Raw genomic sequence first — 25,966 nt, forward strand, 5'->3', positions numbered from 1 at the left:
CTTGCATGTGTTAAGCACGCCGCCAGCGTTCGTCCTGAGCCAGGATCAAACTCTCCAAACAATGTCTGGATTATTCATCCGAGCAAAATCCATCAAGAAACAATTCTTGACGAGGTGTTGCATGAAAATCATGCACTGGCTTTTAACACACTGTTGAGTTCTCAAGAAACGGACGCGTACTTCCTCACCAGGCCCGCTCTCGCGGCCCCCGCTCGGAGGCGTTCATTTCGTCGTTGTGGTCTTAATTCTTCCAGCCGTTCAAGTCTCTGTCAAATTGACCCGACTTGCTCGACCTGCGGAAATTAATCCCTGCCCCCTTTCGGAGACAACCCCTCTAACTTACCAGCCGATCCGAGTGGACGCGCACGCCACACCGGGACGGTGGAGTCTGGAGGTGGCCCCCGAGTGGGGCCGGCGATCACGCCGTCCCCGTGGGACTGCTGAACTCTATGTACGCCTACGGGAACCGTCAAATCGATGCTTCCCCCTGCGCACACGGGTAGGTACGGGTGCGTGCGAGATCAATCCGTGCCCCGGGCGCTCATCATCCTGGTGGGCATCGCCGCCGTGGTGGTCGTGCTCTTCGGCATCCGCGAGGTCGCCTCCATCGCCGGCCCCGTGGTGCTCGCGCTGGTGCTCGTCATCGCCGTCTCCCCGGTACGCGGCTGGCTCGCCGCCAGGAGAACCCCGATCTGGCTCCAGGTCGCCGTGCCGTTCCTGATCGTCGTTCTGGTGCTGCTCGGCATGGTCGGCATCCTGACCATCTCGGTCACCCAACTCGTCTCCCTGCTGCCCACGTACACCGACCAGTTCGAGCGGCTGCTCGACGACTCCGAGCGGTGGGCGGCCGCGCACGGGATCAGCAACGACGTGCTCAACAAGGGGCTGCAGGCGTTCGACCCCGGGCGGGTGCTGGGGCTGGCGCAGAGCCTGCTCGGCAGTTTGATCGGCATTCTGTCCGCGCTTTTTCTCATCGTGGTGTTGTTGCTGGCGATGTCTCTCGACGCGCCGGTGACGGCGCGCATTCTCACCACGGGGGAAGACAGCCGGCCGCAATTGGTGACGGCGCTCGCCACCTTCGGCCACAAGACCCGGCGATATTTGATCGTCTCCACTGTTTTCGGACTTATCAACGCGATCCTGGACATGGTCGCGCTGTCGTTGCTGGACGTGCCGCTGCCGCTGCTCTGGGGAGTGCTCGCGCTCATCGCCAACTACATCCCGAACATCGGGTTCGTCATCTCGCTGTTGCCCCCGGCCATGCTGGCCCTGCTGGACGGCGGCGTGCAGACGATGTTGCTGGTGATCGCCGCCTATATCGTCATCAATGTCGTGACGCAGTCGTTCATTCTGCCGAAGTTCCTGGGGGACGCGGTCGGGCTCTCGACGACGATGACGTTCATCTCGCTCATCGTCTGGACTTTCGTGCTGGGGCCGCTGGGCGCGATTCTGGCCATTCCGCTGAGCCTGCTGACGCGGGCCTTGCTGATCGACAGCGATCCGAGTGCGAAATGGGTGCAGTCGTTGGTGTCGGGACGGCTGCCGCGCGGGTGAGGCGCATCAGAGCAGGCGGCTCAGCTGCACGCCGCTGAGGCGCTTGACGTCGTTGGACAGGTGGGCCTGGTCGCTGTAGCCGGCCGTGACCGCCACCTCGGCCAGGGGGGTGCCCGCGCGGGCCAGCCGCAGCGCGCGCTGGAAGCGGACGATGCGCTGGAGGGTCTTGGGCGCGTAGCCGAAGGCCAGCAGGCTCCGGCGATGGAGCTGGCGCTCGCTGTAGCCGAGGTCACGGGCCACCTCCGCCACCGAGCGGCCCCTGCCCAGGGCGGTGGTGATGGCCGGGGCGGCGGGGTCGACGGACGCCGGGCCGGCCGCTGCCGCCAGGCGCCGGCCCACCACCGCCTGCAGGAGCTGCAGCCGGGCCTCCACCCCGGCACGCAGGCCCGGTAGCACCGCCTCGTCCAGGGACGAGTGCCGCGCCACGGGCGCGTCCGCGAGGTGGGCGGGCCGGACGCCGGCCATGAGCGACTCCGCGAGCCGGGGCCGCTCCGGGGCGGCGGGCCAGGTCTCCGCCGCCTTCGTGAGCTCGGCCAGGAGGCCGGGCCCCACGGGCAGGTCGCTCAGCGGCACGCGCAGGTCACGCAGCTCCTGGAGCGGCAGCCCGAAGAAGTCGCCCACCCCGCCGGGCCTGAACCGCACCCCGGCCAGCGTCTCTCCGATGCCGAGCGCCGCCGGCATGGGCCCCGTGTCGGGGCCCGCCACGTAGAGGCCATCAGGCCCCCAGATCAGATCGACGCACGCGTCGGGCACCACGAGCTGGGTGAAGGCGGCCTCGCTGATGCGATGCCACCCGCAGGCCAGGCGGCCCGCCAGGCCGGCGCTCGGAGGCCGTTCCACGTACATGCCTCCAACGTACGCGAGGCCTCCGACAGAAGGCCGCTCACCCGGGCAGCCGCCCGTAGGCGCGCAGGGTGTTGAGGCTCTGCAGGGTGACGTAGCCGCCCCATTCGTGCGCCACCAGCGGCGTCCACATCGGCCAGTTCCCGCTCCAGCCGCCGTCGGCCGACTGGCCGGCCAGCAGCGCGTCGAGGTTGGCGTCCAGGACGTCCTGCGTGAACAGCGGCAGCCGCAGCGGCCGCGGCGCGAAGTCCAGCGGGAAGTGCACGTGTCCCGAGGCGGTCAGGTCGAAGGTGACGGTGGCGAGGATGGCGTCGCGCAGCCGCGCGAACTCCGACTCCGCGCGCCTCCTGTCGGGCACCCAGTTCAGGAACGTCACCGCCGCGCGAGCCGCGTACGGCTCGAACTCCTTCTGCGCGAAGAGCTTCGACCAGCAGAAGTCGGTGGCGGCGTCCAGCCAGGGGTGGGTGACGGCGTGCTTGTGCAGCAGGCCGGCGATGGAGGCGGTGGGGATGAGGTTGCCCGGCGGGTCGTCCTCGGTCTCCCACCAGGGCGCGCGCAGGGTCTCCCGCACCGAGGGCAGCACGAACGGCACGCCGCCGTCCCCTGTGGTGATGGAGGCGAGGTACTTGCAGGCGGCGGGCACCATCGGTGAGTCGAACGCGTCGAGCTCGTCGAGGATCCAGAACGCCACCTCGACCGGCTCCGGCTGGCTGCCGGGGCCGCGCAGGTCGGGTTCGAGCGCGTTGCCGAAGCCGCCGTCCTCGTTCTGGTAGCAGCTCAGCACGTCGAGCACGCGAGCGCGGGAGCCGCCTCTGAACAGCGCTTCGAAGCGAAGCCTGTCGATCAGTCTCGCGTGGTGGTGAAGGTACAACTCCGCCCGGTCGAGTATGTCCATGGCAGCGGTCCTTCCGTCAGGGGTGTCGACCGCGAAGCTATCCCCTTGCCGAGGCCGTTCTCTTGTAACAATCGGACGTGTGGAGCAACGGCGATGGGACATCGACGAGCGGTTCACCGGCGTCAGCGACGCGGCGGCGATGCTGCCCGCCGTGCACCGGCTCGAGGAGATGATGCGCAGCGAGGGGTGGGTGACGGAGGAGCCCGAGGCGCATCTCCTGCCGCACCTGCGGGCCGTGCCCGGCTGGCGGGTGCTGGGCGAGCGGCTGCTCGACGACGGGTTCTACGAGGTGCGGGCCCGGCCGGAGGAGGCGCTGGAGGGCGTGGACGTGCTGCGGGCGGTGATCAGGCTCCTGTCGGTGATCGCGGAGCCGTCCTTCCTGGTACGGCAGGCGGGCGGCGGCGCGTACGAGTGCGTGACGGGCGTGATGCCCGGCGACCCGCCGGGGACGTACAAGTCGCACGGGCACCTCGTCCGCGTCATCGTGGTCACCGGCTAGCTAGGGCGTGGCCAGGGCCTCCGTCGGAGACATCCGGGCCGCGCGGACCGCGGGGTAGAAGCCGGCGATGCCCCCGATGACGAGCGTGGCCAGGACACCGCCCGCCATCGCCCAGACCGGCACGATCGACGGCCATCCCTGGATGCCGGCGTACGCGGCCGTGACGCCGATGCCGAGCAGCACCCCGCCGACGCCGCCGATGGCCGACAGCAGCAGCGACTCGGCGAGGAACTGGACGCGGATCTGCCCGCGGGTGGCTCCCAGGGAGCGGCGCAGGCCGATCTCCGCACGCCGCTCCAGGACGGAGATCACCATCGTGTTGGCCACGCCGACGCCGCCGACCAGCAGCGCGACGCCGCCGAGGCCGAGCAGGAGGGCGTTCAGGGTGGCGTCGGTGGCCTGCTTGGCGGCCAGCACGTCGGAGGGGCGGGAGACCTCGACCTCGTTGGGCTGCTCGGGGTTGGCGGTGGCGGCGAGCACGCCGCGCACCTCGACGACGTGCGCCTCCTGTGCCCTGGCGTAGATGGTGGTGGCGTACCCGTCGAAGCCGAGCCGTTCCTGCGCGGCAGGCCAGCCGACCAGGGCGGCCGAGTCGAGCTCGGGCGCGAGCGGGGCGGGGGCCAGCACGCCGACGACGGTGAACCACTGCCCGCCGAGCCAGACCCGCTGGTCGGGGCCCGCGTGGACGACGCCGAGCCGGTCGGCGGCCTTGGCGCCGAGCACGGTGGCCGGGTAGCCGTGGGTGGCCTCGTTCAGCCAGGTGCCGGCGGCGACGGTGGCGCCGGTGTCCTCGACCAGGTCGAGGCGGGCGGCGGTGACGGAGATGCTGCCGGTCTCGGCCTCGGGGACGTGGTCGTTGCGGTAGACCCTGGCCTTGGTGGCGCCGATCGCGGTGACGGCGGTGACGGGGGCGATCTGGCCGATCATGCCCTCGGCCTCGGCCGGCAGGTGCGACGCCTCGCCGAACAGGGTGTCGCCGGGTGACACGGTGAGCAGGTTCGTGCCGAGCGCGGCGAGCTGGCGGTTGAGGTCCTCCTGGCTGGAGGCGGAGATGCCGACGACGCCGAGCATGGCGGCGATGCCGATGGCGATGCCGAGCGCCGACAGGAACACGCGCAGCGGTCTGGCGCGCAGCCCCGCCCCGCCGACCCTGATGACGTCGCGGGGGCGCAGGCGGGCGGGCACGAGGACGGTCATGTCCGCGCCCGGGCTCATGTGCGTGCTCCGTCCAGGAGGCGGCCGTCGAGCATCTCCACCTGGCGGGGCAGGGAGGCGGCGATGTCGCGGTCGTGGGTGATGACGACCACGGTGGTGCCGGCCGCGTTCAGCTCGCGCAGCAGCGCCATCACGCCGGCTCCCGAGCGGGAGTCGAGGTTGCCGGTCGGCTCGTCGGCCAGCAGCAGGCGCGGCCCGCCGACGACGGCGCGGGCGATGGCGACGCGCTGCCGCTCGCCGCCGGACAGCTCGTGCGGCCGGTGGCCGACCCGGTGCCCGAGGCCCACGCGTTCCAGCGCCCGGTACGCCCGCGACCGCCGCTCGCGCGGCGAGGGGCCCGCGTACAGCAGGCCGTCGGCCACGTTGTCCAGCGCGGTCACCCCGGCGGCCAGGTGGAACTGCTGGAAGACGAAGCCGATGACGTTCGCGCGCAGGGCGGAGAGCTGCCTGTCGGTGAGCGTGAGCACGTCGTGCCCGGCGATGCGGACGGTGCCGCCGGAGGGGCGGTCGAGGGTGCCGAGCATGTTGAGCATCGTCGACTTGCCCGAGCCGGACGGGCCGACGATGCCGACGAGCTCGCCGTGGTCGATGCCCAGCGACACACCGCGGAGCGCGGCCACGTCGCCGTAGTGCTTGCTGACGTCGCGCAGTTCGGCGATCACTTGGGCACCGCCACGGTGGCGCCCTCGGGCACGCCCTCGACCTCCACCTTGCCGTCGGCGAACATGCCCACCTCCACAGCGACGTAACGGGTGGACGCGCCCTCCACGACCTGTACGCCGTAGCCGCCCTCGGCCAGGGCGAGCAGCGCTCCGACCGGGACGGCCAGGACGTTCTCGCGCCGCTCGGAGACGATGGTGACGTCCACGGGGGCGGCGTCGTACGGCTTCTTCAGCCCGCTCACCGACACCTTCACCTCCACGGTGGTGACGGTGTCGTTGCCGCTGGTCGTCTCGGTGGCGACCTTGCCCACGCTCCTGATCTCGCCCTTCACGGTGGCGCCGTCGGGCAGCTCGACGGTGGCCGGCATGCCCTTCTTGACGAGGTGCTCGTCGGCGACGTCGAGGGCGACGTCCACTTCGCGGGTGGTGCCGGTGGCGTCGAGGACGGGCCCGCTCGCGGTGTCGCCGAGTGCCTTGCGCAGCTCGGCGACGCGGATGCGGCCGTCGGCCACGACGACGTCGCCCGGCCGCACGGTGCCGGTGACGGTGAGGCCGAGGTCGTCCTGCCAGTCCTCGACCGCCTCCCTGGTGGCCCAGGTGAACTCGCCGTCCACGTCGAAGCCGTCGTAGCCGAGCTTGTCCAGGTTGCGTTCGAGCAGCTCGACGTCCTTGCCCTCGACGCCGTCGCGCAGCTCGCGGTACAGGGGCATGGTGCCGTACAGGAGGGGGCGGCGGTCGGCGTCCACGCTGTAGACGGCGTGCCCCCTGGTGATGGTGGAGCCCTCGGCGGGCAGCCAGGTGATCGTGCCCTGGGACTTGGCGCTGACCGTGAGGGGGTCGCCGTAGCCGAGGGTGCCGTCCACGGTCTTGGTCTCGGTGAGCGTCGTGCGGGTCACCGGGGCGGTGGCCGGAGGGGTGCGGCCCGCGACGGCCGTGCCGGCGCTGTCGCCGCCGAAGCCCACGGCGGCGGCCGCGACGGCGGCGGCGAGCAGCGCGGCGCCGCCCGTCCAGGCCAGGGCCCGCAGCGGGCTGCGCCGTCGCGGCGGCAGGGCGCGCAGGGCGGGCCCGGCCTCCTCGACCTTGGTCACTTGCCCGCTCCCGTCCTGGGGAAGGAGCCGCGGCAGGCCTCGAAGGCCTTCTGGAACGCCGGATCGTCGCGCTTGATGTTGCCCGCGCCGCCGCCGAAGGTGCCGTCGGGGTTGGGGTCGGGCATGTCCACGCCGTTCTCCCGCATGCACTTGGCGAACTCGCGCAGCTTCTCGACGTCGTCCGGCGAGAGCTCCTTGCGGTCCTTGAACGGGGAGAGGTGGCGGCAGGCCTCGATGGCCTCCTTCGTCTTGCCGTCGGCGCCCTTCTGGACCATCACGGCGAGCCCGCCGCTGCCGTCGGGCTGCGGGTCCTCCATGGGCACGCCGTGCTCGCGCATGCACTGGGCGAACTTCCTGCCCTGCTCCTGGGGGTCGGCCGTGGCGGTGGCGGTGGGGGCGGAGGCGGGCGTCGCGCTCGTGGCGGTCACCGAGGCGACGCCTGTGCCGCTCTGCTGGGTGCCGCAGCCCGCCGCCAGGGCGGCGAGGAGGGCTGCGGCGAGGAGTGTCCTTGTCATGCTCCCGAATGTGCCGAGCGCCGTTCAGAGCGGGCTCGGAGTCACCTCGGAGCCAGGTAGGAGTACGCGGAACGTGGCGCCCCTGCCGGGCGCGGTGTCGAGCTCGACGCGGCCGCCGTGGGCGCGCACGATGGCGGAGACGATGGCCAGGCCGAGCCCGGCGCCGCCGTCGGCCCTGGATCTGCCCTGGCCGACCCGGTAGAGGCGGTCGAACAGGCGGGGCACGTGCTCGGGCGGCACGCCTGGCCCGGTGTCGGAGACCTCCAGCACGCCCAGGTGCCCGGCGCTGCCGACCTTGACGGTGATGGCCGCCTCGGCGGGGGTGTGGCACAGCGCGTTGCCGATGAGGTTGGCGGCGACCTGGCGCAGGCGGGCCTCGTCGCCCACGACCGAGACGGGGGTGAGCCTGCCGTCCAGCCCGGCCAGCCTGACCTGGCGTTCCGGCACGCGTACGCGGGCGTCGCGGATGGTGTCGGCGGCCACCTCCAGCAGGTCCACGGGGTGGCGGTCGAGCGGGCGCTCCTCGTCGAGCTGGGCGAGCGTGAGCAGGTCGTCGACCAGCACGCTCATCCTGGCGGCCTCCTCCTCGATCCTGCGCATGGCCTCGTCGGCGTCGCCGCCGCCCCTGCGGTGCAGCTCGGCGAAGCCGCGTACGGAGGTGAGCGGGGTGCGCAGCTCGTGGGAGGCGTCGGCGAGGAAGCTGCGCATGCGGGCCTCGGAGCCGGTCCTGGCGGCGATCTCGGACTGGAGGCGGTCGAGCATGACGTTCATGGCGGTGGCCAGGCGGCCGGGCTCGGTGTGCGGGTCCGCGGCGTGCACGCGGCGGGCGAAGTCGCCGCGGGCGATGTGCCCGGCCGTGGCCTCCATCCTGGTCAGGGGGCGCAGGCCGAGGCGTACGACGGCGTTGGCGCCCATCCCGAGCAGGAGCAGCACGACGGCGCTGACGGCGACGGCGATGGCGATGGCCGCGGTCTGGGTCTGCTCCACCTCGGCGAGCGACTGGGCGAACACCAGGGTGCTGCCGTCGGGCAGCGCGGCGGCGCGGATCCGCCACGAGGGGCCGCTGGAGCCGGGCACGGTGTGGTTGACGCCGACCTCGATCTCGCCGATGACGGGGCGCGGCTGGTCGTCGTCGGCGGAGCTGCTGGACTGGAGCGAGCCGTCGGGGTTGTAGACCATGATCCGCTGGACGGCGGCGACCCGCTTGGCGATCACGTCGTTCAGCGTGATCGGCATCTTGGTGAACGTCCGGACGCCCTTGGCGCCGGCGACCTTGGTGAGCTGCTGGAGCTGGCCGTCCACGCGGTCCATCAGGTTGTCGCGCAGCAGCGCGATGCCGATGACGTTGGACAGCACGAGGCCGAGCGTGGCGAGGCCGAGCACGGCCATGACGAGGCGGGCCCGCAGGCTCCAGGCCTTCATCGCGGGCTCCTGAGCGTGTAGCCGACGCCGCGCACGGTGTGGATGAGCTGCGGCTCGAACTTGTCGATCTTCTTTCGCAGGTAGTAGACGTAGGACTCGACGATGCTGGAGTCGCCGTCGAAGTCGTAGCGCCAGACGCTGTCGAGGATCTGCGCCTTGCTGACCACCCGGCCGGCGTTGGTGAGCAGGTATTCGAGCAGGTTGAACTCGGTGGGCGACAGGTCGACCGGCACGCCGGCCCTGCGTACCTCGTGGGCCTGCGGGTCCAGCTCCAGGTCGGCGTAGCGCAGCACGTCGGGCTCGGGGGCGGCGCGGCTGCGGCGCAGGATGGCGCGGATGCGCAGCACGACCTCCTCCAGGCTGAACGGCTTGGCCACGTAGTCGTCGGCGCCCAGGGTGAGCCCCTGCACGCGGTCCTCGACGCGGTCGCGGGCGGTCAGGAACAGCACGGGGACGCTCTCGCCGAGCCGCCTGGCGACCTCGAACCCGTCGAAGTCCTCCAGCATCACGTCGAGCACCACGATGTCGGGCTTGAACTCCCTGGCGGCCGTCACCGCCTCCGCGCCCGTCTCGGCGGTCCTGACCTCGAACGAGACCAGACGCAGGGTCTGGGAGAGCAGGGCGCGGATGTTCGGCTCGTCGTCCACGACGAGCACCCTGGCCGGTCGGTCCATGCTCCAAGGTTTACCCGAGCCAGTTCAAAGCGGGCTCAAAGCGTTTATTCGGTTGCCCGCCCGTGGACGGGCCGCCTAGCGTGACTCGCATGTCATGCATGTTCACCTGCCAGGTTTTCATCCGCATCCGCCGCGGCCGGGCTCTGGCCCGCTAGCGGACGCGGTGACTTCACGCACCTGAGCTGAGCGTCCGCAGGCGCGCCCAGGGCCCTTCGAGACCCGTTCATCTCGAGGACCCGGAAGGGCAGTGCTGTGGCGCAGAATTTCGCGCACGGAAACTATTCACACACCCAGAAGAAGGCCAGGAAAGGCGGCGGTGGCGGTCGCACGCCCATGGATCGGGCGCGGCGCGAGCTGTCGCAGAACTTCCTGGTCGACAGGCATGCCGTCGAGCTGATGATCAAGGCTGCCGCGCCGGAGGGGCTGGTGCTGGAGCCCGGTCCTGGCGAGGGCGCGCTCACCCTGGCGCTGGCGGAGGCGGGCGCGCGGGTGATCGGCTACGAGCTCGATCCGCGGCTGGCCGGGCGGCTGGCCTCGCGTACGCGCGGCGACTCCAGGATCGACGTGATCAGGGGCGACTTCACCGTCGCGCGGGCGCCGCGCGAGCCGTTCGCGGTCGTGGGGAACATCCCCTACTCCGTCACGTCGAAGATCGTGGACTGGTGCCTGCGGGCGCCGGCCCTGACCTCGGCGACGCTGCTCACCCAGCGGGAGTACGCCCGCAAGCGCACCGGCGACTACGGCCGGTGGAGCCTGGTCACGGTGGAGTCGTGGCCGTGGTTCGACTGGCGGCTGGGCGACACGGTCGGCAGGGAGAGCTTCCGTCCCGTGCCGTCGGTCGACTCGGCGATCCTGCGCCTGGAGCGCAGGCCGGAGCCGCTGGTGCAGGGCCGCCGCTCCTACCAGGAGCTGGTGGAGCTGGGCTTCGGCGGGCTGGGCGGCTCGGTGCGCGCCTCGCTGAAGACGCGCTACGAGGGCGTGGACGCCGCGCTGGCGGCGGCCGGGGTGGCCCGCGACGCCGTCGTGGGCCACGTCCACCCCGACCAGTGGGTCACGCTGTGGGGGCGCCTATGCCGGTGACCTGACGGGAGAGCGACGACTTCGCCGCCGGGGCCGCCGCGATGTGGCGGCCCCACGGCATGGCCAGCAGGAGGATCGGCAGCAGCACGATCGACGCCCGCGACCAGTACGTGTGCTGCAGCCACCAGCCGTTGACGTCGAACTGCGTCATGACGAGGTAGCCGTAGCCCGACCACAGCGAGACGCCGATGATGGCCGGCCAGGCGAACCGGGTGGGCCGGGCGACCAGGAACGGCATGAACCACAGCAGGTACTGGGCGCCGAGCCGGGGCGTCACGACCATGAAGATGAGCAGGATGGCCGTGGTCATGTCGATCGGGTCGGCCCGCCGCCACCAGAGGATGACGAGGATGACGCAGGCGTAGATGAGGTTGGTGCCGAACGAGGCCAGCTCGGGCTCCAGGGACCAGCTGCCCTCGGTGAACCACGGCGTCCAGCCCCATTCGCCCACGATGGGCCGGATGTCGCGGATGGTGTCGATGACCGCCGGGAGCTGGTTGATCGACGTGCCCGCGAAGATCGGCAGCGTCACGAAGAAGAAGATCGGCACCAGGCCGGTCGTGAACAGGGCGGCGATGCGGGAGCGCAGGTTCGGCAGGAGCAGCAGGAAGCCGGGGATCAGCCAGATCGGCCAGCTCTTGGCGCACAGCGCCAGGCCCATGAGCACGCCGGCCAGCGCGCCGCGCCTGAGGTGGTCGCGGTCGCCGGGGCCGGGCAGCAGGGCCCGGTGCAGCATGCCGCCGCGGCCGATCACCCGCGGGACGCAGGCCCGCACGCCGTACGCGGCCACGCCCGCCCGCACCTTGCCCACCACGTCGGTGACCATGCCCGGCCGGTCGGGATCGCCGGGCCCCCTGGCCACCACGAACGCGGCCACGCCGAACACGAGCGCGACGGGCTCCACCTGGCCATGGACGGAGGCGATGAGCACGGCGAGCGGGTTGAGCGCGTACTGCAGGGCGCGCAGCGACGCCTTGGGGCCGCCGGCCAGCTTGGCGACCAGCGGGATGAGCACGATGTCGGCGACCACGGTGACCAGGCGGCCGGCGTACTCCCACGGGATGCCCAGCCACAGCAGGATGCCGTACACGTAGGGGATGGTCGGCAGGAAGTGCCAGCCGCCCTCGCTGGCGAGCACGGGGTCCTCACCCCGCAGCACGGCCTCGCCCGCGGGTTTGAAGCTCTCGACGAAGTCGACGGGCTGCCAGCTGTCGATCGCCGAGGTGTACATGATGAGCACGCGTACGGCGACGCCCACGAGGATGGCGACGACGAGAGGCGGACGCCAATCACGCCATTGAGCGACAAGGGCGAGCACGACACCGGCGACGAGGACGATCCCCGTGAGAACTGCGTAATCCATGGCGGCCTCTAGCCTGCCGTAACCAGAGGGCTACTGCCACCTGGGCTTCCAATTCTTATCCCCGACATGCCGACACGTATCCCGATACGACATCACCGTCTGTGTTGAACTTTTTCCATGGGGGGATCGCAGGTCAACCAGGCACTGGTCAGGCTCTACTTCGAGGTGAGAGATGGGTTGCGCGACCCGGTCGCGGCCTGGGCGAAACTCACAGGGAACTCACAGCTCTACCAGCGGGCCCGGGGCGAACGCCGGGTGCCGCTGGACGACGCGACGGCGGCGGAGCTGACGGCGGCGGCGATGGCGTACACGGCGGCCTGTCACGGGGCCGAGCAGGTGGCGGCGCTGGCCACCTCGCCGCTGGCGCGGGTGGTCGGCGGGCTCGGCGGCGCGGTGCTGACCGAGCACCCGTGCGCGCCCGAGCAGGTGCTGGGGCCCCGGTTCGCGGGCCCGGGGGCCGACGACTGGGCGCGGGCGGCGCACGTGCTGCTGTGGGGCGAGAACAACCGCCTCGTGCGCTCGGCGGACACGCCGTGGGTGATCGCCGGGCGGTACAAGGGGCAGAAGGTGGTCGCGATCGGCACGCACCCGACGCGGCTGTCGGACGAGACGCTGGTGGTCCGGCCCGGCACGGACGGGGCGCTGGCCATGGCCATGGGGCACGTGCTGCTCAAGGAGTTCTTCCTGGACCGGACGCCGTTCGCCGCGCACGCCATGGAGCGCACGGACCTGCCGTTCCTGGTGCGGCTGCGCGAGCGGGAGTCGGGGTACGTGCCGGGCGGGCTGACGGGCGGCGCGTACGGGCGGCTCAGCCTGTACGGGGCGGAGGCCGTGGAGGTCCTGCTGCCGCGCTTCGACGACGGGCCCGGCGTGCTGCGGCGCGGCGTGCCGGTGCTGCGGGACGGCGGCGAGCTGGTGACGACCGTGTTCGATCTGCTGCTGGCCGCCTACGGGGTGGCGCGGCCCGGGCTGCCCGGCGTGTGGCCGGGCGGGTACGAGGACCGCGCGGAGCCGTACACGCCCGCCTGGCAGGAGGCGTACACGGGGGTGGCGGCGTCGCGGGCGCTGAAGACCGCGCGGGAGCTGGGGGTGACGGCGGAGAAGACCGGCGGCCGGTGCGTGATCGTGCCGGGACGGCTGGAGACGCCGCACGCCGACACCGCCTACCGGGCGATGCTCGCGTTGCTGGTGCTGACCGGATGCGGCGGCGGGTGGGCGCAGGCCGGACAGGAGGGCATCCCGCTGGTGCCGTACCTGTGCCTGCACGCGTGCGGGGAGGACCGCTCCGACGTGGGCGCGCTGAGCTGGGCGCTGGCGGAGGGCCTGTTCGCGCGCAGGTCGGCGCGCTCGGTGCTGCTGGAGGCGGTGGCCGACGGCTGGCCGATGGCGCCGCCGCCCCGGGTGCTGGCGCTGCCCCGGCCGATCTACCCGCTGCCGCCGGCCGTGGACCTGCTGATCGGGCCGGACGAGCACTGCGACCTGTCGCCGCCCGACCCCGAGCTGGTGGCCGTGGCGCTGGCCAGGATGGCCGGCGGGACGCCCCCGTCCGAGCCCGGCGGCGCGGCCGCGGCCGGGCGGATGCGGCTGCTGGTGGATCACGCCTGGATGCACGAGTACGGCGAGGCGCTGCCCACCTACCGCCCGCCCGGCCTGGGCCTGCCGGTCAAGCCGACGCAACTGGTCAGGTGAGCCCGTCGAGGTAGGCCCGATGGCTTCGGGAGAACTCGTGCCCGTTGTACCGGTCCCAGTTGATCGACCAGGTCATCAGGCCGCGCAGGTTCGGGTAGACCCCGCGCGGCCGGTACGTCCCGCAGTTGCTCGCCCTGGCCAGGCAGTCGAACGCCTTCTGCACCTCCGCGACGCTGGTGAAGCCGTTGCCCGCGTTGACCGAGGCGGGCAGCCCGATGGCCACCTGGTCCTGGCGCAGCGGCGGGAACACGTTGGCCGGGTTGCCCATGATCGGGAAGCCGGCCAGCAGCATGTCCGTCATGGCCACGTGGAAGTCGTGCCCGCCCATCGTGTGGTACTGGTCGTCGAGGCCCTTGATCGGGCCCGAGTTGTAGTCCTGCACGTGCAGCAGGGTCAGGTCGTTCCGCATGGCGTGGATGACGGGCAGGTAGGAGGCGCTCCTGTTGTCGGCCGCGCCGTTCGGGCCCGGGCCGTAGAACTGGTAGCCGAGCTGGACGAAGAACGTCTCCGGGGCCATGGTCAGCGTGAACTTCGCGCCGTAGCGGCTCTTGAGCGTCTTCAGCGCGGAGATGAGATTGACGATGACCGGGGTGGTGGGGGCGGCGAGGTTCGTGTCGCCGGGGTTCAGGTAGAGGGAGTGGCCCTCGAAGTCGATGTCCAGGCCGTCGAGGCCGTACCTGTCGATGATCGCGGAGACCGACTCGACGAATTCGTCGCGGGCCGCCGCGGTGGTGAGCTGGACCTGGCCGTTCTGGCCGCCGATCGAGATCAGCACCTTCTTGCCCTGGGCCTGCTTGGCCTTGATGGCGGCGACGAAGTCGGCCTCGGGCTCGACGTTCGGGCACTCGGCGGCCGGGCACTGGCGGAACCTGATGTCGCCGGAGGTGACGGAGGTGGGCTCGCCGAAGGCGAGGTTGATGACGTCCCACTCGTTCGGTACGTCGCTCATCCGGATGTATCCGGATCCGTTGGCGAACGAGGCGTGCAGGTAACCGACCAGGACCCGTTTCGGCAGGTCGCCTCCGGGACCCCCACCGCCGCTGGTCGTGGTGCCGGTGACCGGGGCCGAGTAGGCCGAGCAGTTGCCGGCGGCGTCGCAGGCCCTGACCCGGAAGGAGTACGACGTCTGCGGGGACAGGCCGGTGGCCGTCAGGGACGTCGCCGAGGTGGTCGCGGGCGTGCCGTTGTTCCTGGACACCTCGTAACGGGTCACGCCGACGTTGTCGGTGGCGGCCGACCAGCTCACGTCGAGGCTCGTCGAGGTCGCGCCGCCGACGGCCACGTTGCCGGGCACGCTGGGCGCCTGGGTGTCCGGGGTGCCGCCGGGGCCGTCGAGCACCACGTCGTCGGCGTGGTAGGCGCCCTGGCCGTACCAGCCGTTGACGTGGATCGTCACCGACGTGGTGGCGGCGCCGGTGGTGAAGGACGTCCTGAGCCGGCTCCACTGGCCGCCGGGAGCGCCCCACGTGCTGGCGTTGACGCCCGTCCCCGTGGCGCCCAGGAAGACGTAGCCGCCCTGGACCCAGGCCGAGAGCTGATAGGTCGTGTTTGGCTGGACGGCGACGGCCTGCTGGCAGCGGGCCAGGTCGTTGCCCTGCGGGGTCGCCTGCAGCGCCCGCGTGCCGCCGTGCACGGGGGACGGCACCGTCTGGGCTCCCGAGCACGTCCAGCCGGTCAGGCCGTCCTCGAAGCCAGGATTCGCCGCGATGTTGGCGGCGAAGGCGGGGGTGGCGTTCAGCGCGATGAGTGCGGCGGCGACCAGGACCGCCGGTGCTCGGAGTCTCATGGATTTCCTCACTGCGGCCCGCCCCCGGAGTTCGGGGGCGGGCCGCTCAGCGGGTCAGAAGCCCGCGGTGATGCGGGTGAACTCCCAGTCGGACTGCGCGATGCCGCTGCAGTTCGAGACCACGCCGCCGCCGGGGCAGGGGCGGTCGCGGTTGACGGCCCAGTAGGCGAGCCTGGTCAGGCCCTTGGAGTTGGCCCAGTCACGGATCTGGGTCCAGGTGGCGGGCGAGGTCAGCTCCTGCTGGTCGGACAGGCCGTTCATGCCGGAGATGCCCATGTGCGCGTACGCCTGGGCGTCGGTCCAGCCGTAGGCGCTCTTGAGCGCGTTCTTCAGGCCCTCTGAGGCGTTGACGGTGTCCTGGTAGATGTTGGAGCTGCCGAAGTCGAACGGCATGATCGTGAAGTTGTCGATCGGCACGGCGAGCGCCCTCGCCTGGTTGATGAGGCGGATGCCGTGGCTGTTCGGGCCGGTCCTCGTGGTGCCGAACGTGACGACGACCTTGACGTTCGGGTTGTTCTGCTTGACGATCTTGAGCCCGTTCAGGATGCGGTCCTGGACGGTGTAGTTCTCGAACTCGTCGGTGTTCTCGATGTCGAAGTCCACGACGGCCGGGCCGACGGCGTTGATGACCTGCTGCACCGCGTTGGCGTACGCCTGCGGGGTGGCGCAGTTGGGGCCGAGCTTGTTGCCCGACCAGCCGCCGAAGGAGATCTGGACGCTGCCGCCCTTCGACTTGATCGTGTTGATCGCCTGCTGGTCCGCGCCGCCGGTCAGCGCGCGCTGGCCGTCCCAGGCCGGGGTGCAGCCGCCGCTGGACAGGATGAACGCCATCGTGAACGACTTCACGCCGGTCGCGTCCATGACCGTGCCGGGGTTGGGCGGGTTGCCCCAGCCCATGTAGAGGTACGGGGCGCCGGGCATCCTGGTGGGGTTCGGGTTGCCGCCACCGCCGCTGGAGGTGGTGGCGGTGGCGGAGTTGCTGGTGCCGGACAGGTTGCCCGCCGCGTCGCGGGCGCGGACGGTGTAGGTGTAGCTGGTGCTCGCGGCGCGGCCGGTGTCGGTGTACGACGTGCCGCTCACCGTCGTGACGAGGGTGCCGCCGCGGTAGACGTTGTAGCCGGTGACGCCCACGTTGTCGGTGGAGGCGTTCCAGGCCAGGGAGACGCTGCTGGAGGTGACGCCGGTCGAGCGGAGGTTGCCGGGCACGGACGGGGCCGTGGTGTCGTTGCCGCCGCCGCCCGAGCCCTGCTTCCACAGGGCGGGCACGTTCGGCGGCTCCCAGCCGGGCTGGGAGGTGTGCGCCTGCAGGCACACGTAGTCCACGCCGTTGTGGGTGACGACCGCGCCGACGGCGTAGGAGGTCCACGGCGCCCAGGCGGCGGCCATCTGCTGCACCGCGCCGTACGCCGCGGGCGCGGTGGTCAGCCCTGCGCCGGTCAGCGCGAGAGCCAGGCCGGCCACCAGTGCGGTGAGTCTGCTGCGAAATTTCATGGCATTCCCTGAAGGTGGGGCTTGACGGTCTTGGAGAACTGCCAGTTGTTGCTCGCGTCCCAGTTGATGGACCAGGTCATCACGCCCCTGATGTCCGGGTAGGCGCGCGGTGGCGTGAAGCTCCCGCAACTGGTGCGCTTGGCCAGGCAGTCGAGTGCCTGGTTGACGAGGGAGGGTGCGACGACGCCGCCGCCCGCGGCGCCCGGCCCTGCCGGCAGGCCGAGCGCCACCTGGTCGGGGCGCAGGCCGTTCTCGAGCTGGATGCAGGCCAGGGCGGTCATGAAGTTGACCGATCCCTGCGTGTACGCCTGGGCCTGGTCGCAGCCGAGCATGGAGCCGGAGTTGTAGAACTGCGTGTGGACGACCGTGAGGATGTCCTTGATGGACAGGGCGAGCTTGAAGTACTCCATCCCGGTCGACTGCATGTCGATGGTCTGCGGGGCCATCGTGATGATCAGGTCGGAGCCGGCCTTGGCGCGCAGCGATCGCAGCGCCTGGGCCATGTAGGTGGCGTTGAGGCCGTTCTCGAGGTCGATGTCCACGCCGTCGAAGCCGTAGCTCTGCATGAGCGCGTGCACCGAGTCCGCGAACCGGGTCGCCGCGGCGGCACTGGCGACCTGTACGCGGCCGGCCTCGCCGCCGACCGACAGGATCACCTTCTTGCCGCGCTGGTGCAGGGCGGCGACGTCGGCCTTGAACTGGGCGTCGGTGTAGCCGCCGACGGCCGTGGCGAGCCCGGGATCGACCGCGAAGACGACCTCGCCGGGGTCGGCGGTGGCCTCGCCGAACGCGACGGCGACGAGGTCGTACTCGTTCGGCACGGCGGAGAGCTTGAGCTCGACGGCGGGGTTGACGAAGTTGTGCCAGTAGCCGGTGAGGAAGTGCCTGGGCAGCGTCCCGCCGCCTGTGCAGCCGGTGGTGGTGGCGGTGGCATCGCGGCCGGGCGACTCTCCCTGCGCGTTGTACGCCTTGACGGTGTAGGTGCGGGTCTCGCAGGCGGCGAGCCCGCCGATCGTGGCGGTGGTGGCGGTGGTGGTGGCCTTGACGGCCGTGCCCTCGTAGACGCGGTAGCCGGTCACCGTGCCGCTGGACGCGCCCCAGCTCAGGGTGATCGCGTTGCCGGTCGCGGTGGCGTTGACGGCTCCGGGGGCGCCGGGCACGCCGGGCTGGGTGCCGCCGCCGCAGGAGGAGCCGTTCAGCGTGCAGCCGGTGATGCCGGGGAAGTTGCCGGGGCTGCCGTTGAAGCCGAAGCTTGCGCTGGCCCCGGGCGCGAGCGGGGAGGCCCAGCCCGGGTTGGTGAAGGTGTAGTGCTGGCCGTTCCTGGTCATCACCGCGTCCCAGGCGGACGGGATGGTGAAGCCGGAGGGCAGGTCGAACTGGACGTTCCAGCTCGGCAGGGCGGTGGTGGTGCCGTTGGTGACGGTGACCTTGCCCTCGAAGCCGGAGCCCCAGTCGGCGACCTTGACGAAGGTCGCGGTGGCGGCCGCGGCGTGGGCGGGAAGGGCGTGGAGGCCGAGTGTGAGGGTCGCCAGAGCTAACAGGATCGCGCGGAGTCTCACGGTTCTTCCTTTGGGGGGTGTGCGTGCCGTACGGCTTGCACCGGGGGGTGAGAGCGCAAGCCGTACGGCACGGCCCGCGGAGATGTAGACACGGGCCTGGGGTGTCGGCGCGAGTAACCTTGCAGCGGTTGTTAGGTTTTGTCCGATTGATGATTACTTTTAGGAAAGTTTCCTAAGAGTTGTCGCGATCGTAGCTTTGACAACGGAGGCTTACAAGACCCAAAACGCGACTCCGCCGCACGGGGGCCGGAATCCCGTGCGGCGGAGTGGTGGTGGAGAGTTACGGTTGCTGGGTGATCCGCACGTCGTCCACGCCGGCCTCCACCAGGGAGGCGCCCGAGGCGTCGGCGGCGTCCACGAGGATGCGGACGGTCTGGCCGGCGAACGCGTTCAGGCTCGCCGTGGCCGTGGCCCAGGAGCCGTTGCGGTTGGTGGCCGCGCCGGCCTGGTTGAACACCGTGGCGGTGGTGCTGCCGACCACGCGGACCCGGAGGTAGTCGGCGCTGGAGGCGTTCGAGCCGTGCGCCAGGTACCACGAGAACGACAGGTTCAGCGCGCCGGTGGACGGCAGGGTGATCGGCGGCGACTGGATCGAGGTGATCCCGCCGTCGACGTCGTACGCGCCCGCCGAGGAGCCTGCCGGCCGCCCGGTGACCAGGTCGTTCGTGCCGCTGACCGTGGTGCCGAGCTGCTTGGCGCCGCTGGACGTGGTGGCCTCGGGGTCACCGCGCTCCCACTGGCCGAGGGTGGCGGTGTCGGTGGCGGACGGGTTGGCGGTCCAGCCCGTGTCCGTCTCGAACGTGTCCGACCAGACGGTCACCGGCGGGTTGCCGGTGCCGCAGTACTGGGCCTCCTTGCCGATGATGCGGTAGACGCAGTCGGAGTACTCCAGGAAGCGCAGCACCGCCTCCCTGTTGCGGGTCGTCTGGGGGACGATCTGCTCGTCCGGCGGGTAGAAGCCCGGGCTGGAGCCGGTCGGGTACATCTCGAAGGTGAAGCTGAAGATCTTGTAGACGCCCCACATCCAGTCGTCGATGGTGCCGTCGGTGATGTAGAGGTCGCTGGCCTGCTCGGGCGTGTACCCGTTGGTGGAGGCCATGTTCTGGCCGAGGGTGGCGTGCGCGTCCCTGTCGTCCTGGGTCAGGCCGGGGGCGGTGTCGTTGAAGGTGTAGCCGTAGGGCCACAGGATCAGCTCGCTGTAGGTGTGCCAGTCGATGTGCGACTTGATCTGCTGGACGCCGCCGACCACGCGGCTGCGCACCCAGTTGGCCGCCGCCCTGACCTCGGGCGCCGACTCGGCGCTCGCGCCCCGGTACGTCTCGCTCGACGTCGAGCCGGACGAGCCGCCGCAGCAGCCCCAGTTGTAGGCCCAGTTGCGGTTCATGTCGGTGCCGACGGCCGACGAGCCGGAGTTGGGCTGGCGGTTCTTGCGCCAGGAGCGGTAGCTGCCGGTGGCGATGTCGTACTCGCCGCCGTCCGGGTTCATGTCCGGCATGATCCAGATCTCCCTGGTGTTCACCAGGTTGGTGATCCTCGCGTCGCTGCCGTAGTTGTCGGTGAGCAGGTGCATGATGTACAGCGCCATCTCGACCGTGAGGTGCTCGCGGGCGTGCTGGTGGGCGGTAAACAGGACCTCGGTCTCGTTCTCGTCCGTTCCCACGTTGTCGCTGATCTTGATCAGGCGCAGGTTCCTGCCCTCGTACGACGTGCCGTAGTTCGACTGGCTCATGATCGTCGGATGGGCCGCCACCAGGGCGTTGATCTCCGCGTTCATCTCCGCGTAGTTGTGGTACTGCGAGTCCGCCGGCGGGAAGTCAAAGGCGTCGGCGGACGGGGGTGTCGGGCGGGGCACCTCCGCGACCCGGTAGCCGAGCCGCCTGATCGCGGAGACCTCGGCTTCCGTGGCCGTGACCACGACGGAGTCCGTGGCCACCTCCTCGATGGCGGCTCCTGTGGCCGCCACGGCACTGCGCTGCCGGGCGTCGGCCGGGCCGGACACGCGGTACTGCTTGTTGGGCGGCGGTTCGGCGGTGGCGCCCGCGCCCGTCATGCCGGTCAGGCAGATCAGGCTGAGGGCGGCCATCAGGATGACTAAACGGCGTTTCACCTCGTCCTCCTCAGGCGCGCCGGATGGGGTACTGACTCGCGCCTGAACTGAGAGTGATGAGGTTGGAAGACCTAGGAAAGACCCAAATTTACGGACATGGGGATAAGGGCTTCCTCCAACGGTTTCCTGGCCAGATCAGGCACTTCGCTCCCCTCGGCCGCGTACCCGACGGGGAACAGGATGTAGGGCCGCTCGTTGGCCGGGCGGCGGCAGATCTCGCCGAGGAAGGCCATCGGGTTCGGCGTGTGCGTGAGCGTGGACAGGCCCATGACGTGCAGCGCCGTGATGAACAGGCCGCAGGCGATGCCCACGCTCTCGTTGACGTAGTAGTGGCGGACCTTCTCGCCCTCGCAGGTCAGGCCGTACTTCTCGGCGAAGCAGACCACCAGCCAGGGCGCCACCTCCAGGTAGCCCTTGTCCGAGCCGGTCTCCAGCGGCTCCAGCGCCGCCCGCCACTCGGGCGGCAGCCGGCCGCCCTCGTAGTTCTGCCGCTCCTCGGTCTCGGCCGCCTCGCGCACGCGCCGCTTGGTCTCCGGGTCGCCGATCACCACGAACTTCCACGGCTGCTGGTGCGCCCCCGACGGCGCGGTGTTGGCGGCCCGCACGGCCAGCTCGACACACCGGTACGGCACCGGCTCCGGGCTGAACTGCCGCACGCTGCGCCGCCGGTCCACCAGCCGGTGGAACTCCTCGCCGCGCCTGACCATCTCCTCGGGCGCGTAGCGCTCGGGCCTGTAGGGAACGAACGGGTGCCGGTGCTCCATAAGATCGCAAGTCTCGGCCCGGGTGCCGGATCTGACAACAGTGCCCCTCACATGCTGCCGATCTGGCAGCGAAACCCCCCATGGGAGGCGAATATGCCAGCACGCCGCCACGGTCTCGACGATCTCGACCGCGCCGTCCTCCGCCTGGTCGCCGAACGCCCGCGCAGCGGCCTGCTGGAGATCGCCCGGCTGCTGGGGGTGGCGCGGGGAACCGTCCAGGCCCGGCTCGACCGCATGGTCACCGACGGCGTGATCACGGGTTTCGGTCCGGCCCTCTCCCCCGCCGCGCTCGGGCACCCGGTGCAGGCGTTCACCACGCTGGAGGTCGAGCAGGCGGCCCGCGAGCACATCTCGGCGACCCTGGAGGCCATCCCCGAGCTGCTGGAGGCCTACATCGTGACCGGTCCCGGCGACGTGCTGTGCCGGATCGCGGGCCGCGACCACGAGCACCTCCAGCAGGTCATCGACCGGATGCTGGCCATCCCCGGAGTGCGGCGCAGCACCACCGTCATCACGCTGTCCACGGTGGTGCCGCACCGCGTGATGCCGCTGACAGGTCCGTGGCAGGGCGGTGTCAGACCTGGGCCAGCGTGATGACCCCGGCCGCCACCAGGGCCATGGCCCACATGCGGTCCACGTTGAACCAGGCCCGCCGCAGCACGGTCAGCCCCGCGACCCGGTAGACGACCACGGCGACGGTCCCGGCCACCCCGAACATCGCCAGCGTGTGCAGGGCCGCCACGCCCAGCCCGCCGGAGGCGGCGTGACCCGCGTGGCCCTGCGCGTGCAGGCCGGTGAAGACCGGCAGCAGCATCAGCCCGGCCCCGTGGGCGGACGACATCAGGAACGACCAGCCGGCCAGCTGCCACAGCGACAGCCGCATCCCCACCCACCGGAAGTGCCTGCGGGACAGCAGCCGCCACAGTCCGAAGCCCACCAGCACCACCCCGCCCCCGATCGACAGGACGCTGCCCGTGACCAGCGAGCCGGTGGCGGCGACGACGAGGGCCACCAGGGCCACCGAGGCGAGGTGGCCCAGGGCGATCATCGGGATCGACTGCAGCAGCCGGTCCAGGCTGCGCTCCTGCAGGCCGCGGGCCACGGCGAAGAGCCAGCCCATCGCCGGGTTGAGGCCGTGGAAGGCGCCCAGCAGGAGCACGGCGGTGAGCGTCACGGGTAGCAGTAGGAGTCGGAGGAGGCGTCGCCGCCCTGCAGGCGAACCTGGTGGGGGCGCAGGCCGCGGAAGTCGTCCCCGTGGGGGAAGAAGCGGGTGTCGAAGGTGAACGCGTCCGTGTCGATCTTGGCCATCCAGGCGCCCACCCCGTCCGGGTAGAACTGGTCGTCCCAGGCGCCGTACAGGGAGTTGGTGAGGTAGACGCGGCGGCCGTCGCGGCTGACCTCGACCATCTGCGGCCCGCCGCGCAGCGGGAGCGAGGGGGCGGCGGGGTGCGGGTTCCGGTGGGCGATGCCGCCCACCCGCAGCGAGGCCAGCTCGACCGGCTTGAACGGGTCGGCGACGTCGAACTGCTTGATCTCCCCCGTCCCCCAGCACGAGACGTACAGCCGCTGGTCGTCCACCGACAGGGCGATGTCGCTGACCAGCGGCGGCACCGCGCCGAACGGCTGCAGGATCGGCGGCAGGCGGTCGGCGTCCGCCGGTTCGGCGGGGATGGAGATGACCTTGCGGGCCTGCCAGCGGCCGTCCTCGTGGAACCAGGTCCAGACGGACGCCGACAGGTCCTCGACGCTGACGACCACGCCGGCGAAGCCGTACAGGCGGGTCGGGTCGTGGGCGGGGCGCAGCTCCAGGGGCATCTGGTGCTCGTCGCCGAGGTCCACCTCCTGCACGTGGGCGCGCTTGCGCAGGTCCCAGAAGTGCAGCTTGTGGCCGTACTTGCGGCCGAGCAGCAGCTCCCCGACCAGCCCGTCCTCGATCATCGACGGCGTCCCCCACTCCGAGGAGACCAGCACGTCCTGGTTGATGTGCCACCAGAAGTCGTAGGCCAGGTACTGCGGCCCCCGGTCCAGCTCCCACTGGCCGATCACCTCGAACGAGGTGTGGTCGAGCACCGCGATGCCGCCGGGCCCGTCCCTGCCGTCGGCGCCACCGAGCGCGGAGACGTACAGCCCCTCGGGGCCGCAGTGGACCGTGTGCGGGCGCGAGTAGCCGGCGCGGCGGGCCAGCGTCTCCGGTTCGATCACCTTGACCAGCTCGGGGCTGATCCGGTCCTTGGTGTCGTAGATGTGGATGCGCGAGGAGCGCAGGCCCGGCACGACCAGGTAGCGCCGCTCCACGTGCGGGTGCGGCGCGTTCGGGCACAGGGCGCTGCTGCACGCGTTCCAGCCGAAGTGGTGCAGTTCGTCGCCCGTGTTGGGCAGGTCGGTCCAGCCGGCGACGGTGCCGTAGGCGGGCGAGGACGGGTCGGTGTCGATGACGGCGAGGGCGTCGGGCCGGGCCGCCGCCCGGTCGAAGGCGGCGACGTAGGCCAGCTTCTCTGCGGGGGCGCCGGCGGCGTCTCTGGGGGACGGGTAGAACGTGGGATCCGGAGTCCAGAGGGTCATCTCTCCAGATATAGACCGATTCCCTACACCGTCAATGGGTATTGATCTCCGCGATGCGCTCGACCAGCCCCTCCGTGTCGAAGCCGATCGGCTGCCACAGCACGTGGTCGGCGCCCAGCGCCCTGGCCCGCGCCAGGTCCTCGGCCACCTGCTCCGGCGAGCCGGTGAGCGGTGCGCGCTCGTCCAGCGGGCGCTCGCTGACCGTGCCGTTCACCTGGATCACCAGCGGGCCCGCGCCGCCGGCCTTGCGGTACGCCTCGACGCCCTGGGCGAGCTGATCCCAGTCGAACACCACCGTGGTCAGCCCCAGCCCGAGGCCGGCCACCCGCTCGACCGCCGCGGGCGCCGCCGCGCCCCCGAGCAGGGTCAGCCCCGTCGGCTTGGGCCCGATGCCCGACTCGGGGATCGTGTAGAACCGGCCGGAGAAGCTCACCGGGTCGGGGCCCCAGCACGCGCGCATGGCCTCCACGTGCTCCGCGAAGCCCGCCCCGCGCCGCTTGACGGGCACGCCCGCCGCCTCGAACTCCTGCTTCATCCAGCCCTGCCCCAGCCCGGCCCAGACGCGGCCGCCGCTGAGCCGGTCGAGCGTGGCCAGGCGCCTGGCCAGCACGACAGGCGGGTGGAACAGCACGTCCATGACCGTGGTGCCCAGGCGGATCGTGCTGGTCCTGGCCGCGAGGTAGGACAGGGTCTCCAGCGGGTCGTACACGGAGGCGCTCTCCTCGGGCAGCGGGATGACCTGTTCCAGCCCCAGCATCCAGGGCTGGGCGGGCCGCAGCAGGCGCTCGTAGGTCCACACCGCGCCGAGCCCCGCCCGCTCGGCCGCCTGGGCCACGCGGACGATCTCCTCCGGGTTCGCCTGCGGGCCTGTCACGGGAAGTCCGATTCCGAGATCCATCTCCTGCTCCTTCCTTGTCTGCACTTCTGACCAGGGCCGGGGTGGAAAGTCATCGGTTTACACGCGCCGACATTCGTGATGCATTCGGGAAATGACCGTGCATGGCACTTGTGACCCCATGTTCTCCCAGGTGCGCGAGGAGTTCGAGGCCAATCTGGCCCGCCGCGGCGAGCTGGGCGCGTCGGTGTGCGTGATCGTCGGCGGCGAGGTGGCCGTCGACCTGTGGGGCGGGCAGGCGGCACCCGGCCGTCCCTGGGCGAGCGACACGATCGGGCACGTGTGGTCGTGCACGAAGGGCGCGACGGCGCTGTGCGCCCACGTGCTCGCCTCGCGCGGCGAGCTCGACCTGGACGCGCCGGTGACCCGCTACTGGCCCGAGTACGGCGTGCGCGGCAAGGGCGGCACGCTCGTCCGGCACCTGCTCTCCCACCAGGCCGGGCTGCCCGCGCTGCGCGAGCCGCTGCCGCCCGGCGCCTTCTACGACTGGAAGCTGATGGCCGGGCGGCTGGCGGAGCAGGAGCCGTACTGGGAGCCGGGCACCAGGCACGGCTACCACGCGCTCACCTTCGGCTACCTGGTGGGCGAGGTGGTGCGGCGGGTGAGCGGGCGCTCGCTCGGCACGTTCTTCCGCGAGGAGGTGGCCGAGCCGCTCGGGCTGGACTTCTGGCTGGGGCTGCCCGAGGAGCAGGAGGGGCGGGTCGCGCCGACCGTGCCCGCCGATCCGCCGCAGGCGCCGGCCTCGTTCTACCTCAAGGCGTTCGGCGACCCCACCTCGGTGCAGGCGGCGGTCCTGGCCCACGAGGGCGGCTACATGGCCGCCGGCGAGTCCGACAGCAGGGCCGCGCACGCCGCCGAGATCGGGGCCGTCGGGGGGATCACGAACGCGCGGGGGCTGGCGGGCATGTACCGCCCGCTGTCGCTGGGCGGCGGCGGCCTGGTGAGCAGGGAGCACCTGGCGCTCATGTCGCTCACCGCCTCGGCCGGCGCCGACGCGGTGCTGCTCGCGCCGACCCACTTCGCGCTGGGCTTCGTCAAGGCGGTGGACAACCGGCATCTGCCCGAGCCCGACAGCGAGGGCGTGCTGCTGCCGGAGAGCGCGTTCGGGCACGTCGGGATGGGCGGCTCGATCGGGTTCTGCGATCCGGCGGCGCGGCTGGCGTTCGGCTACACGATGAGCAGGCAGGGCGCCGGGCTCGGCGTGAACCCGCGCGGCCAGGCGCTGGTGGACGCGGCGTACCGGGCGCTCGGCCACCATCAGGCCTACGGAGGCATCTGGTACGCCTGATCACCGGATACCGTG

Annotated in this window: 23 protein-coding genes and 1 rRNA gene; 6 read left to right on the forward strand and 18 right to left on the reverse strand. The window is 71.3% G+C overall.

Going from position 1 to position 25,966, the window contains the following annotated elements; genetic code table 11:
* Positions 1-61, reverse strand: a 16S ribosomal RNA gene (locus tag ACBJ32_RS18420); the annotation flags it as partial.
* 491 nt (positions 62-552) lie between these two features.
* On the opposite strand from ACBJ32_RS18420, the gene ACBJ32_RS18425 reads away from it, so the two are divergent.
* Positions 553-1,554, forward strand: coding sequence for an AI-2E family transporter (locus tag ACBJ32_RS18425; RefSeq protein WP_375127774.1), 1,002 nt, complete (start codon positions 553-555; stop codon positions 1,552-1,554).
* A gap of 6 nt (positions 1,555-1,560) precedes the next feature.
* Here ACBJ32_RS18425 and ACBJ32_RS18430 read toward each other — a convergent pair whose 3' ends face one another.
* Together ACBJ32_RS18430 and ACBJ32_RS18435 are read right to left on the reverse strand one after the other, a co-directional pair.
* Positions 1,561-2,400, reverse strand: a complete 840-nt coding sequence (locus ACBJ32_RS18430; RefSeq protein ID WP_375127775.1) for a helix-turn-helix domain-containing protein — start codon at positions 2,398-2,400, stop codon at positions 1,561-1,563.
* A 37-nt stretch (positions 2,401-2,437) separates the two neighbouring features.
* Entirely contained in the window at positions 2,438-3,292 is an 855-nt protein-coding gene (locus tag ACBJ32_RS18435; RefSeq protein WP_375127776.1) for a hypothetical protein, read from the reverse strand.
* A 79-nt stretch (positions 3,293-3,371) separates the two neighbouring features.
* On the opposite strand from ACBJ32_RS18435, the gene ACBJ32_RS18440 reads away from it, so the two are divergent.
* Positions 3,372-3,791 (forward strand): hypothetical protein, encoded by a 420-nt coding sequence (locus tag ACBJ32_RS18440; protein WP_375127777.1) that lies wholly within the window; start codon positions 3,372-3,374, stop codon positions 3,789-3,791.
* On the opposite strand, the gene ACBJ32_RS18445 is transcribed toward ACBJ32_RS18440, so the two are convergent.
* From ACBJ32_RS18445 to ACBJ32_RS18470, 6 genes are read right to left on the reverse strand one after another with little or no spacing between them, the layout of a single operon-like run.
* Positions 3,792-5,006, reverse strand: coding sequence for an ABC transporter permease (locus ACBJ32_RS18445; RefSeq protein ID WP_375127778.1), 1,215 nt, complete (start codon positions 5,004-5,006; stop codon positions 3,792-3,794).
* Positions 5,003-5,665, reverse strand: coding sequence for an ABC transporter ATP-binding protein (locus ACBJ32_RS18450; protein WP_375128453.1), 663 nt, complete (start codon positions 5,663-5,665; stop codon positions 5,003-5,005). Before ACBJ32_RS18450 ends, ACBJ32_RS18445 begins: the two co-directional genes overlap by 4 nt.
* Entirely contained in the window at positions 5,665-6,756 is a 1,092-nt protein-coding gene (locus ACBJ32_RS18455) for a peptidoglycan-binding protein (protein ID WP_375127779.1), read from the reverse strand. The genes ACBJ32_RS18450 and ACBJ32_RS18455 overlap by 1 nt, the downstream gene beginning before the upstream one ends.
* On the reverse strand, positions 6,753-7,271 hold the full coding sequence (locus ACBJ32_RS18460) for a hypothetical protein (protein WP_375127780.1): 519 nt from the start codon (positions 7,269-7,271) through the stop codon (positions 6,753-6,755). Before ACBJ32_RS18460 ends, ACBJ32_RS18455 begins: the two co-directional genes overlap by 4 nt.
* 24 nt (positions 7,272-7,295) lie before the next feature.
* Positions 7,296-8,693 (reverse strand): sensor histidine kinase, encoded by a 1,398-nt coding sequence (locus tag ACBJ32_RS18465; protein WP_375127781.1) that lies wholly within the window; start codon positions 8,691-8,693, stop codon positions 7,296-7,298.
* Positions 8,690-9,367: a response regulator transcription factor gene (locus tag ACBJ32_RS18470; RefSeq protein ID WP_357895469.1), complete on the reverse strand. Its 678-nt coding sequence runs from the start codon at positions 9,365-9,367 to the stop codon at positions 8,690-8,692. Before ACBJ32_RS18470 ends, ACBJ32_RS18465 begins: the two co-directional genes overlap by 4 nt.
* A gap of 333 nt (positions 9,368-9,700) precedes the next feature.
* Between ACBJ32_RS18470 and erm the strand changes: the two genes are divergently transcribed.
* The gene (gene erm, locus ACBJ32_RS18475; protein WP_375127782.1) at positions 9,701-10,447 is read left to right on the forward strand and encodes an ErmE/ErmH/ErmO/ErmR family 23S rRNA (adenine(2058)-N(6))-methyltransferase; all 747 of its coding nucleotides are present in this window, start codon (positions 9,701-9,703) and stop codon (positions 10,445-10,447) included.
* Here erm and ACBJ32_RS18480 read toward each other — a convergent pair.
* On the reverse strand, positions 10,419-11,810 hold the full coding sequence (locus tag ACBJ32_RS18480; protein ID WP_375127783.1) for a hypothetical protein: 1,392 nt from the start codon (positions 11,808-11,810) through the stop codon (positions 10,419-10,421). The genes erm and ACBJ32_RS18480 overlap by 29 nt on opposite strands.
* Positions 11,811-11,927: 117 nt before the next feature.
* Between ACBJ32_RS18480 and ACBJ32_RS18485 the strand changes: the two genes are divergently transcribed.
* Positions 11,928-13,499: a molybdopterin-dependent oxidoreductase gene (locus tag ACBJ32_RS18485; RefSeq protein ID WP_375127784.1), complete on the forward strand. Its 1,572-nt coding sequence runs from the start codon at positions 11,928-11,930 to the stop codon at positions 13,497-13,499.
* Here ACBJ32_RS18485 and ACBJ32_RS18490 read toward each other — a convergent pair.
* The 5 genes from ACBJ32_RS18490 to ACBJ32_RS18510 form a co-directional block, all read right to left on the reverse strand.
* Positions 13,492-15,285 (reverse strand): chitinase, encoded by a 1,794-nt coding sequence (locus tag ACBJ32_RS18490; protein WP_375127785.1) that lies wholly within the window; start codon positions 15,283-15,285, stop codon positions 13,492-13,494. The two genes, ACBJ32_RS18485 and ACBJ32_RS18490, sit on opposite strands and share 8 nt — an antisense overlap.
* A 54-nt stretch (positions 15,286-15,339) precedes the next feature.
* Complete coding sequence (locus tag ACBJ32_RS18495) at positions 15,340-16,776, reverse strand: carbohydrate-binding protein (RefSeq protein ID WP_357895483.1); 1,437 nt, start codon at positions 16,774-16,776, stop codon at positions 15,340-15,342.
* Entirely contained in the window at positions 16,773-18,335 is a 1,563-nt protein-coding gene (locus ACBJ32_RS18500; RefSeq protein ID WP_375127786.1) for a chitinase, read from the reverse strand. The genes ACBJ32_RS18495 and ACBJ32_RS18500 overlap by 4 nt, the downstream gene beginning before the upstream one ends.
* A 280-nt stretch (positions 18,336-18,615) precedes the next feature.
* Positions 18,616-20,442 (reverse strand): M14 family zinc carboxypeptidase, encoded by a 1,827-nt coding sequence (locus tag ACBJ32_RS18505; protein ID WP_375127787.1) that lies wholly within the window; start codon positions 20,440-20,442, stop codon positions 18,616-18,618.
* A gap of 71 nt (positions 20,443-20,513) precedes the next feature.
* Positions 20,514-21,206 carry a nitroreductase family protein gene (locus ACBJ32_RS18510; RefSeq protein WP_375127788.1) on the reverse strand — a complete coding sequence of 231 codons (693 nt, stop codon included), beginning with the start codon at positions 21,204-21,206 and terminating at the stop codon, positions 20,514-20,516.
* A 93-nt stretch (positions 21,207-21,299) separates the two neighbouring features.
* Here ACBJ32_RS18510 and ACBJ32_RS18515 point away from each other — a divergent pair, with 93 nt between their 5' ends.
* Positions 21,300-21,800: an Lrp/AsnC family transcriptional regulator gene (locus tag ACBJ32_RS18515; RefSeq protein ID WP_375127789.1), complete on the forward strand. Its 501-nt coding sequence runs from the start codon at positions 21,300-21,302 to the stop codon at positions 21,798-21,800.
* Here ACBJ32_RS18515 and ACBJ32_RS18520 read toward each other — a convergent pair.
* From ACBJ32_RS18520 to ACBJ32_RS18530, 3 genes are read right to left on the reverse strand one after another with little or no spacing between them, the layout of a single operon-like run.
* Positions 21,781-22,380, reverse strand: a complete 600-nt coding sequence (locus tag ACBJ32_RS18520; RefSeq protein WP_375127790.1) for a hypothetical protein — start codon at positions 22,378-22,380, stop codon at positions 21,781-21,783. The two genes, ACBJ32_RS18515 and ACBJ32_RS18520, sit on opposite strands and share 20 nt — an antisense overlap.
* On the reverse strand, positions 22,377-23,768 hold the full coding sequence (locus ACBJ32_RS18525; protein ID WP_375127791.1) for a selenium-binding protein SBP56-related protein: 1,392 nt from the start codon (positions 23,766-23,768) through the stop codon (positions 22,377-22,379). Before ACBJ32_RS18525 ends, ACBJ32_RS18520 begins: the two co-directional genes overlap by 4 nt.
* A 31-nt stretch (positions 23,769-23,799) precedes the next feature.
* Complete coding sequence (locus ACBJ32_RS18530) at positions 23,800-24,666, reverse strand: TIGR03619 family F420-dependent LLM class oxidoreductase (protein WP_375127792.1); 867 nt, start codon at positions 24,664-24,666, stop codon at positions 23,800-23,802.
* 91 nt (positions 24,667-24,757) lie between these two features.
* On the opposite strand from ACBJ32_RS18530, the gene ACBJ32_RS18535 reads away from it, so the two are divergent.
* Entirely contained in the window at positions 24,758-25,951 is a 1,194-nt protein-coding gene (locus tag ACBJ32_RS18535) for a serine hydrolase domain-containing protein (protein ID WP_375127793.1), read from the forward strand.
* The last annotated feature ends 15 nt before the right edge of the window (positions 25,952-25,966 follow it).

This window comes from Nonomuraea sp. GTA35, from assembly GCF_041950525.1.
Taxonomy (GTDB): Bacteria; Actinomycetota; Actinomycetes; order Streptosporangiales; family Streptosporangiaceae; genus Nonomuraea.

Coding starts and splice junctions, on each gene's coding strand:
- ACBJ32_RS18430 (WP_375127775.1), bottom strand. CDS start 2,400: ATGTACGTGGAACGGCCTCCGAGCGCCGGCCTGGCGGGCCGCCTGGCC.
- ACBJ32_RS18485 (WP_375127784.1), top strand. CDS start 11,928: ATGGGGGGATCGCAGGTCAACCAGGCACTGGTCAGGCTCTACTTCGAG.
- ACBJ32_RS18515 (WP_375127789.1), top strand. CDS start 21,300: ATGCCAGCACGCCGCCACGGTCTCGACGATCTCGACCGCGCCGTCCTC.
- ACBJ32_RS18490 (WP_375127785.1), bottom strand. CDS start 15,285: ATGAGACTCCGAGCACCGGCGGTCCTGGTCGCCGCCGCACTCATCGCG.
- ACBJ32_RS18535 (WP_375127793.1), top strand. CDS start 24,758: ATGACCGTGCATGGCACTTGTGACCCCATGTTCTCCCAGGTGCGCGAG.
- ACBJ32_RS18465 (WP_375127781.1), bottom strand. CDS start 8,693: ATGAAGGCCTGGAGCCTGCGGGCCCGCCTCGTCATGGCCGTGCTCGGC.
- ACBJ32_RS18435 (WP_375127776.1), bottom strand. CDS start 3,292: ATGGACATACTCGACCGGGCGGAGTTGTACCTTCACCACCACGCGAGA.
- ACBJ32_RS18530 (WP_375127792.1), bottom strand. CDS start 24,666: ATGGATCTCGGAATCGGACTTCCCGTGACAGGCCCGCAGGCGAACCCG.
- ACBJ32_RS18480 (WP_375127783.1), bottom strand. CDS start 11,810: ATGGATTACGCAGTTCTCACGGGGATCGTCCTCGTCGCCGGTGTCGTG.
- ACBJ32_RS18445 (WP_375127778.1), bottom strand. CDS start 5,006: ATGAGCCCGGGCGCGGACATGACCGTCCTCGTGCCCGCCCGCCTGCGC.
- ACBJ32_RS18495 (WP_357895483.1), bottom strand. CDS start 16,776: ATGAAATTTCGCAGCAGACTCACCGCACTGGTGGCCGGCCTGGCTCTC.
- ACBJ32_RS18470 (WP_357895469.1), bottom strand. CDS start 9,367: ATGGACCGACCGGCCAGGGTGCTCGTCGTGGACGACGAGCCGAACATC.
- erm (WP_375127782.1), top strand. CDS start 9,701: ATGGATCGGGCGCGGCGCGAGCTGTCGCAGAACTTCCTGGTCGACAGG.
- ACBJ32_RS18510 (WP_375127788.1), bottom strand. CDS start 21,206: ATGGAGCACCGGCACCCGTTCGTTCCCTACAGGCCCGAGCGCTACGCG.
- ACBJ32_RS18460 (WP_375127780.1), bottom strand. CDS start 7,271: ATGACAAGGACACTCCTCGCCGCAGCCCTCCTCGCCGCCCTGGCGGCG.
- ACBJ32_RS18525 (WP_375127791.1), bottom strand. CDS start 23,768: ATGACCCTCTGGACTCCGGATCCCACGTTCTACCCGTCCCCCAGAGAC.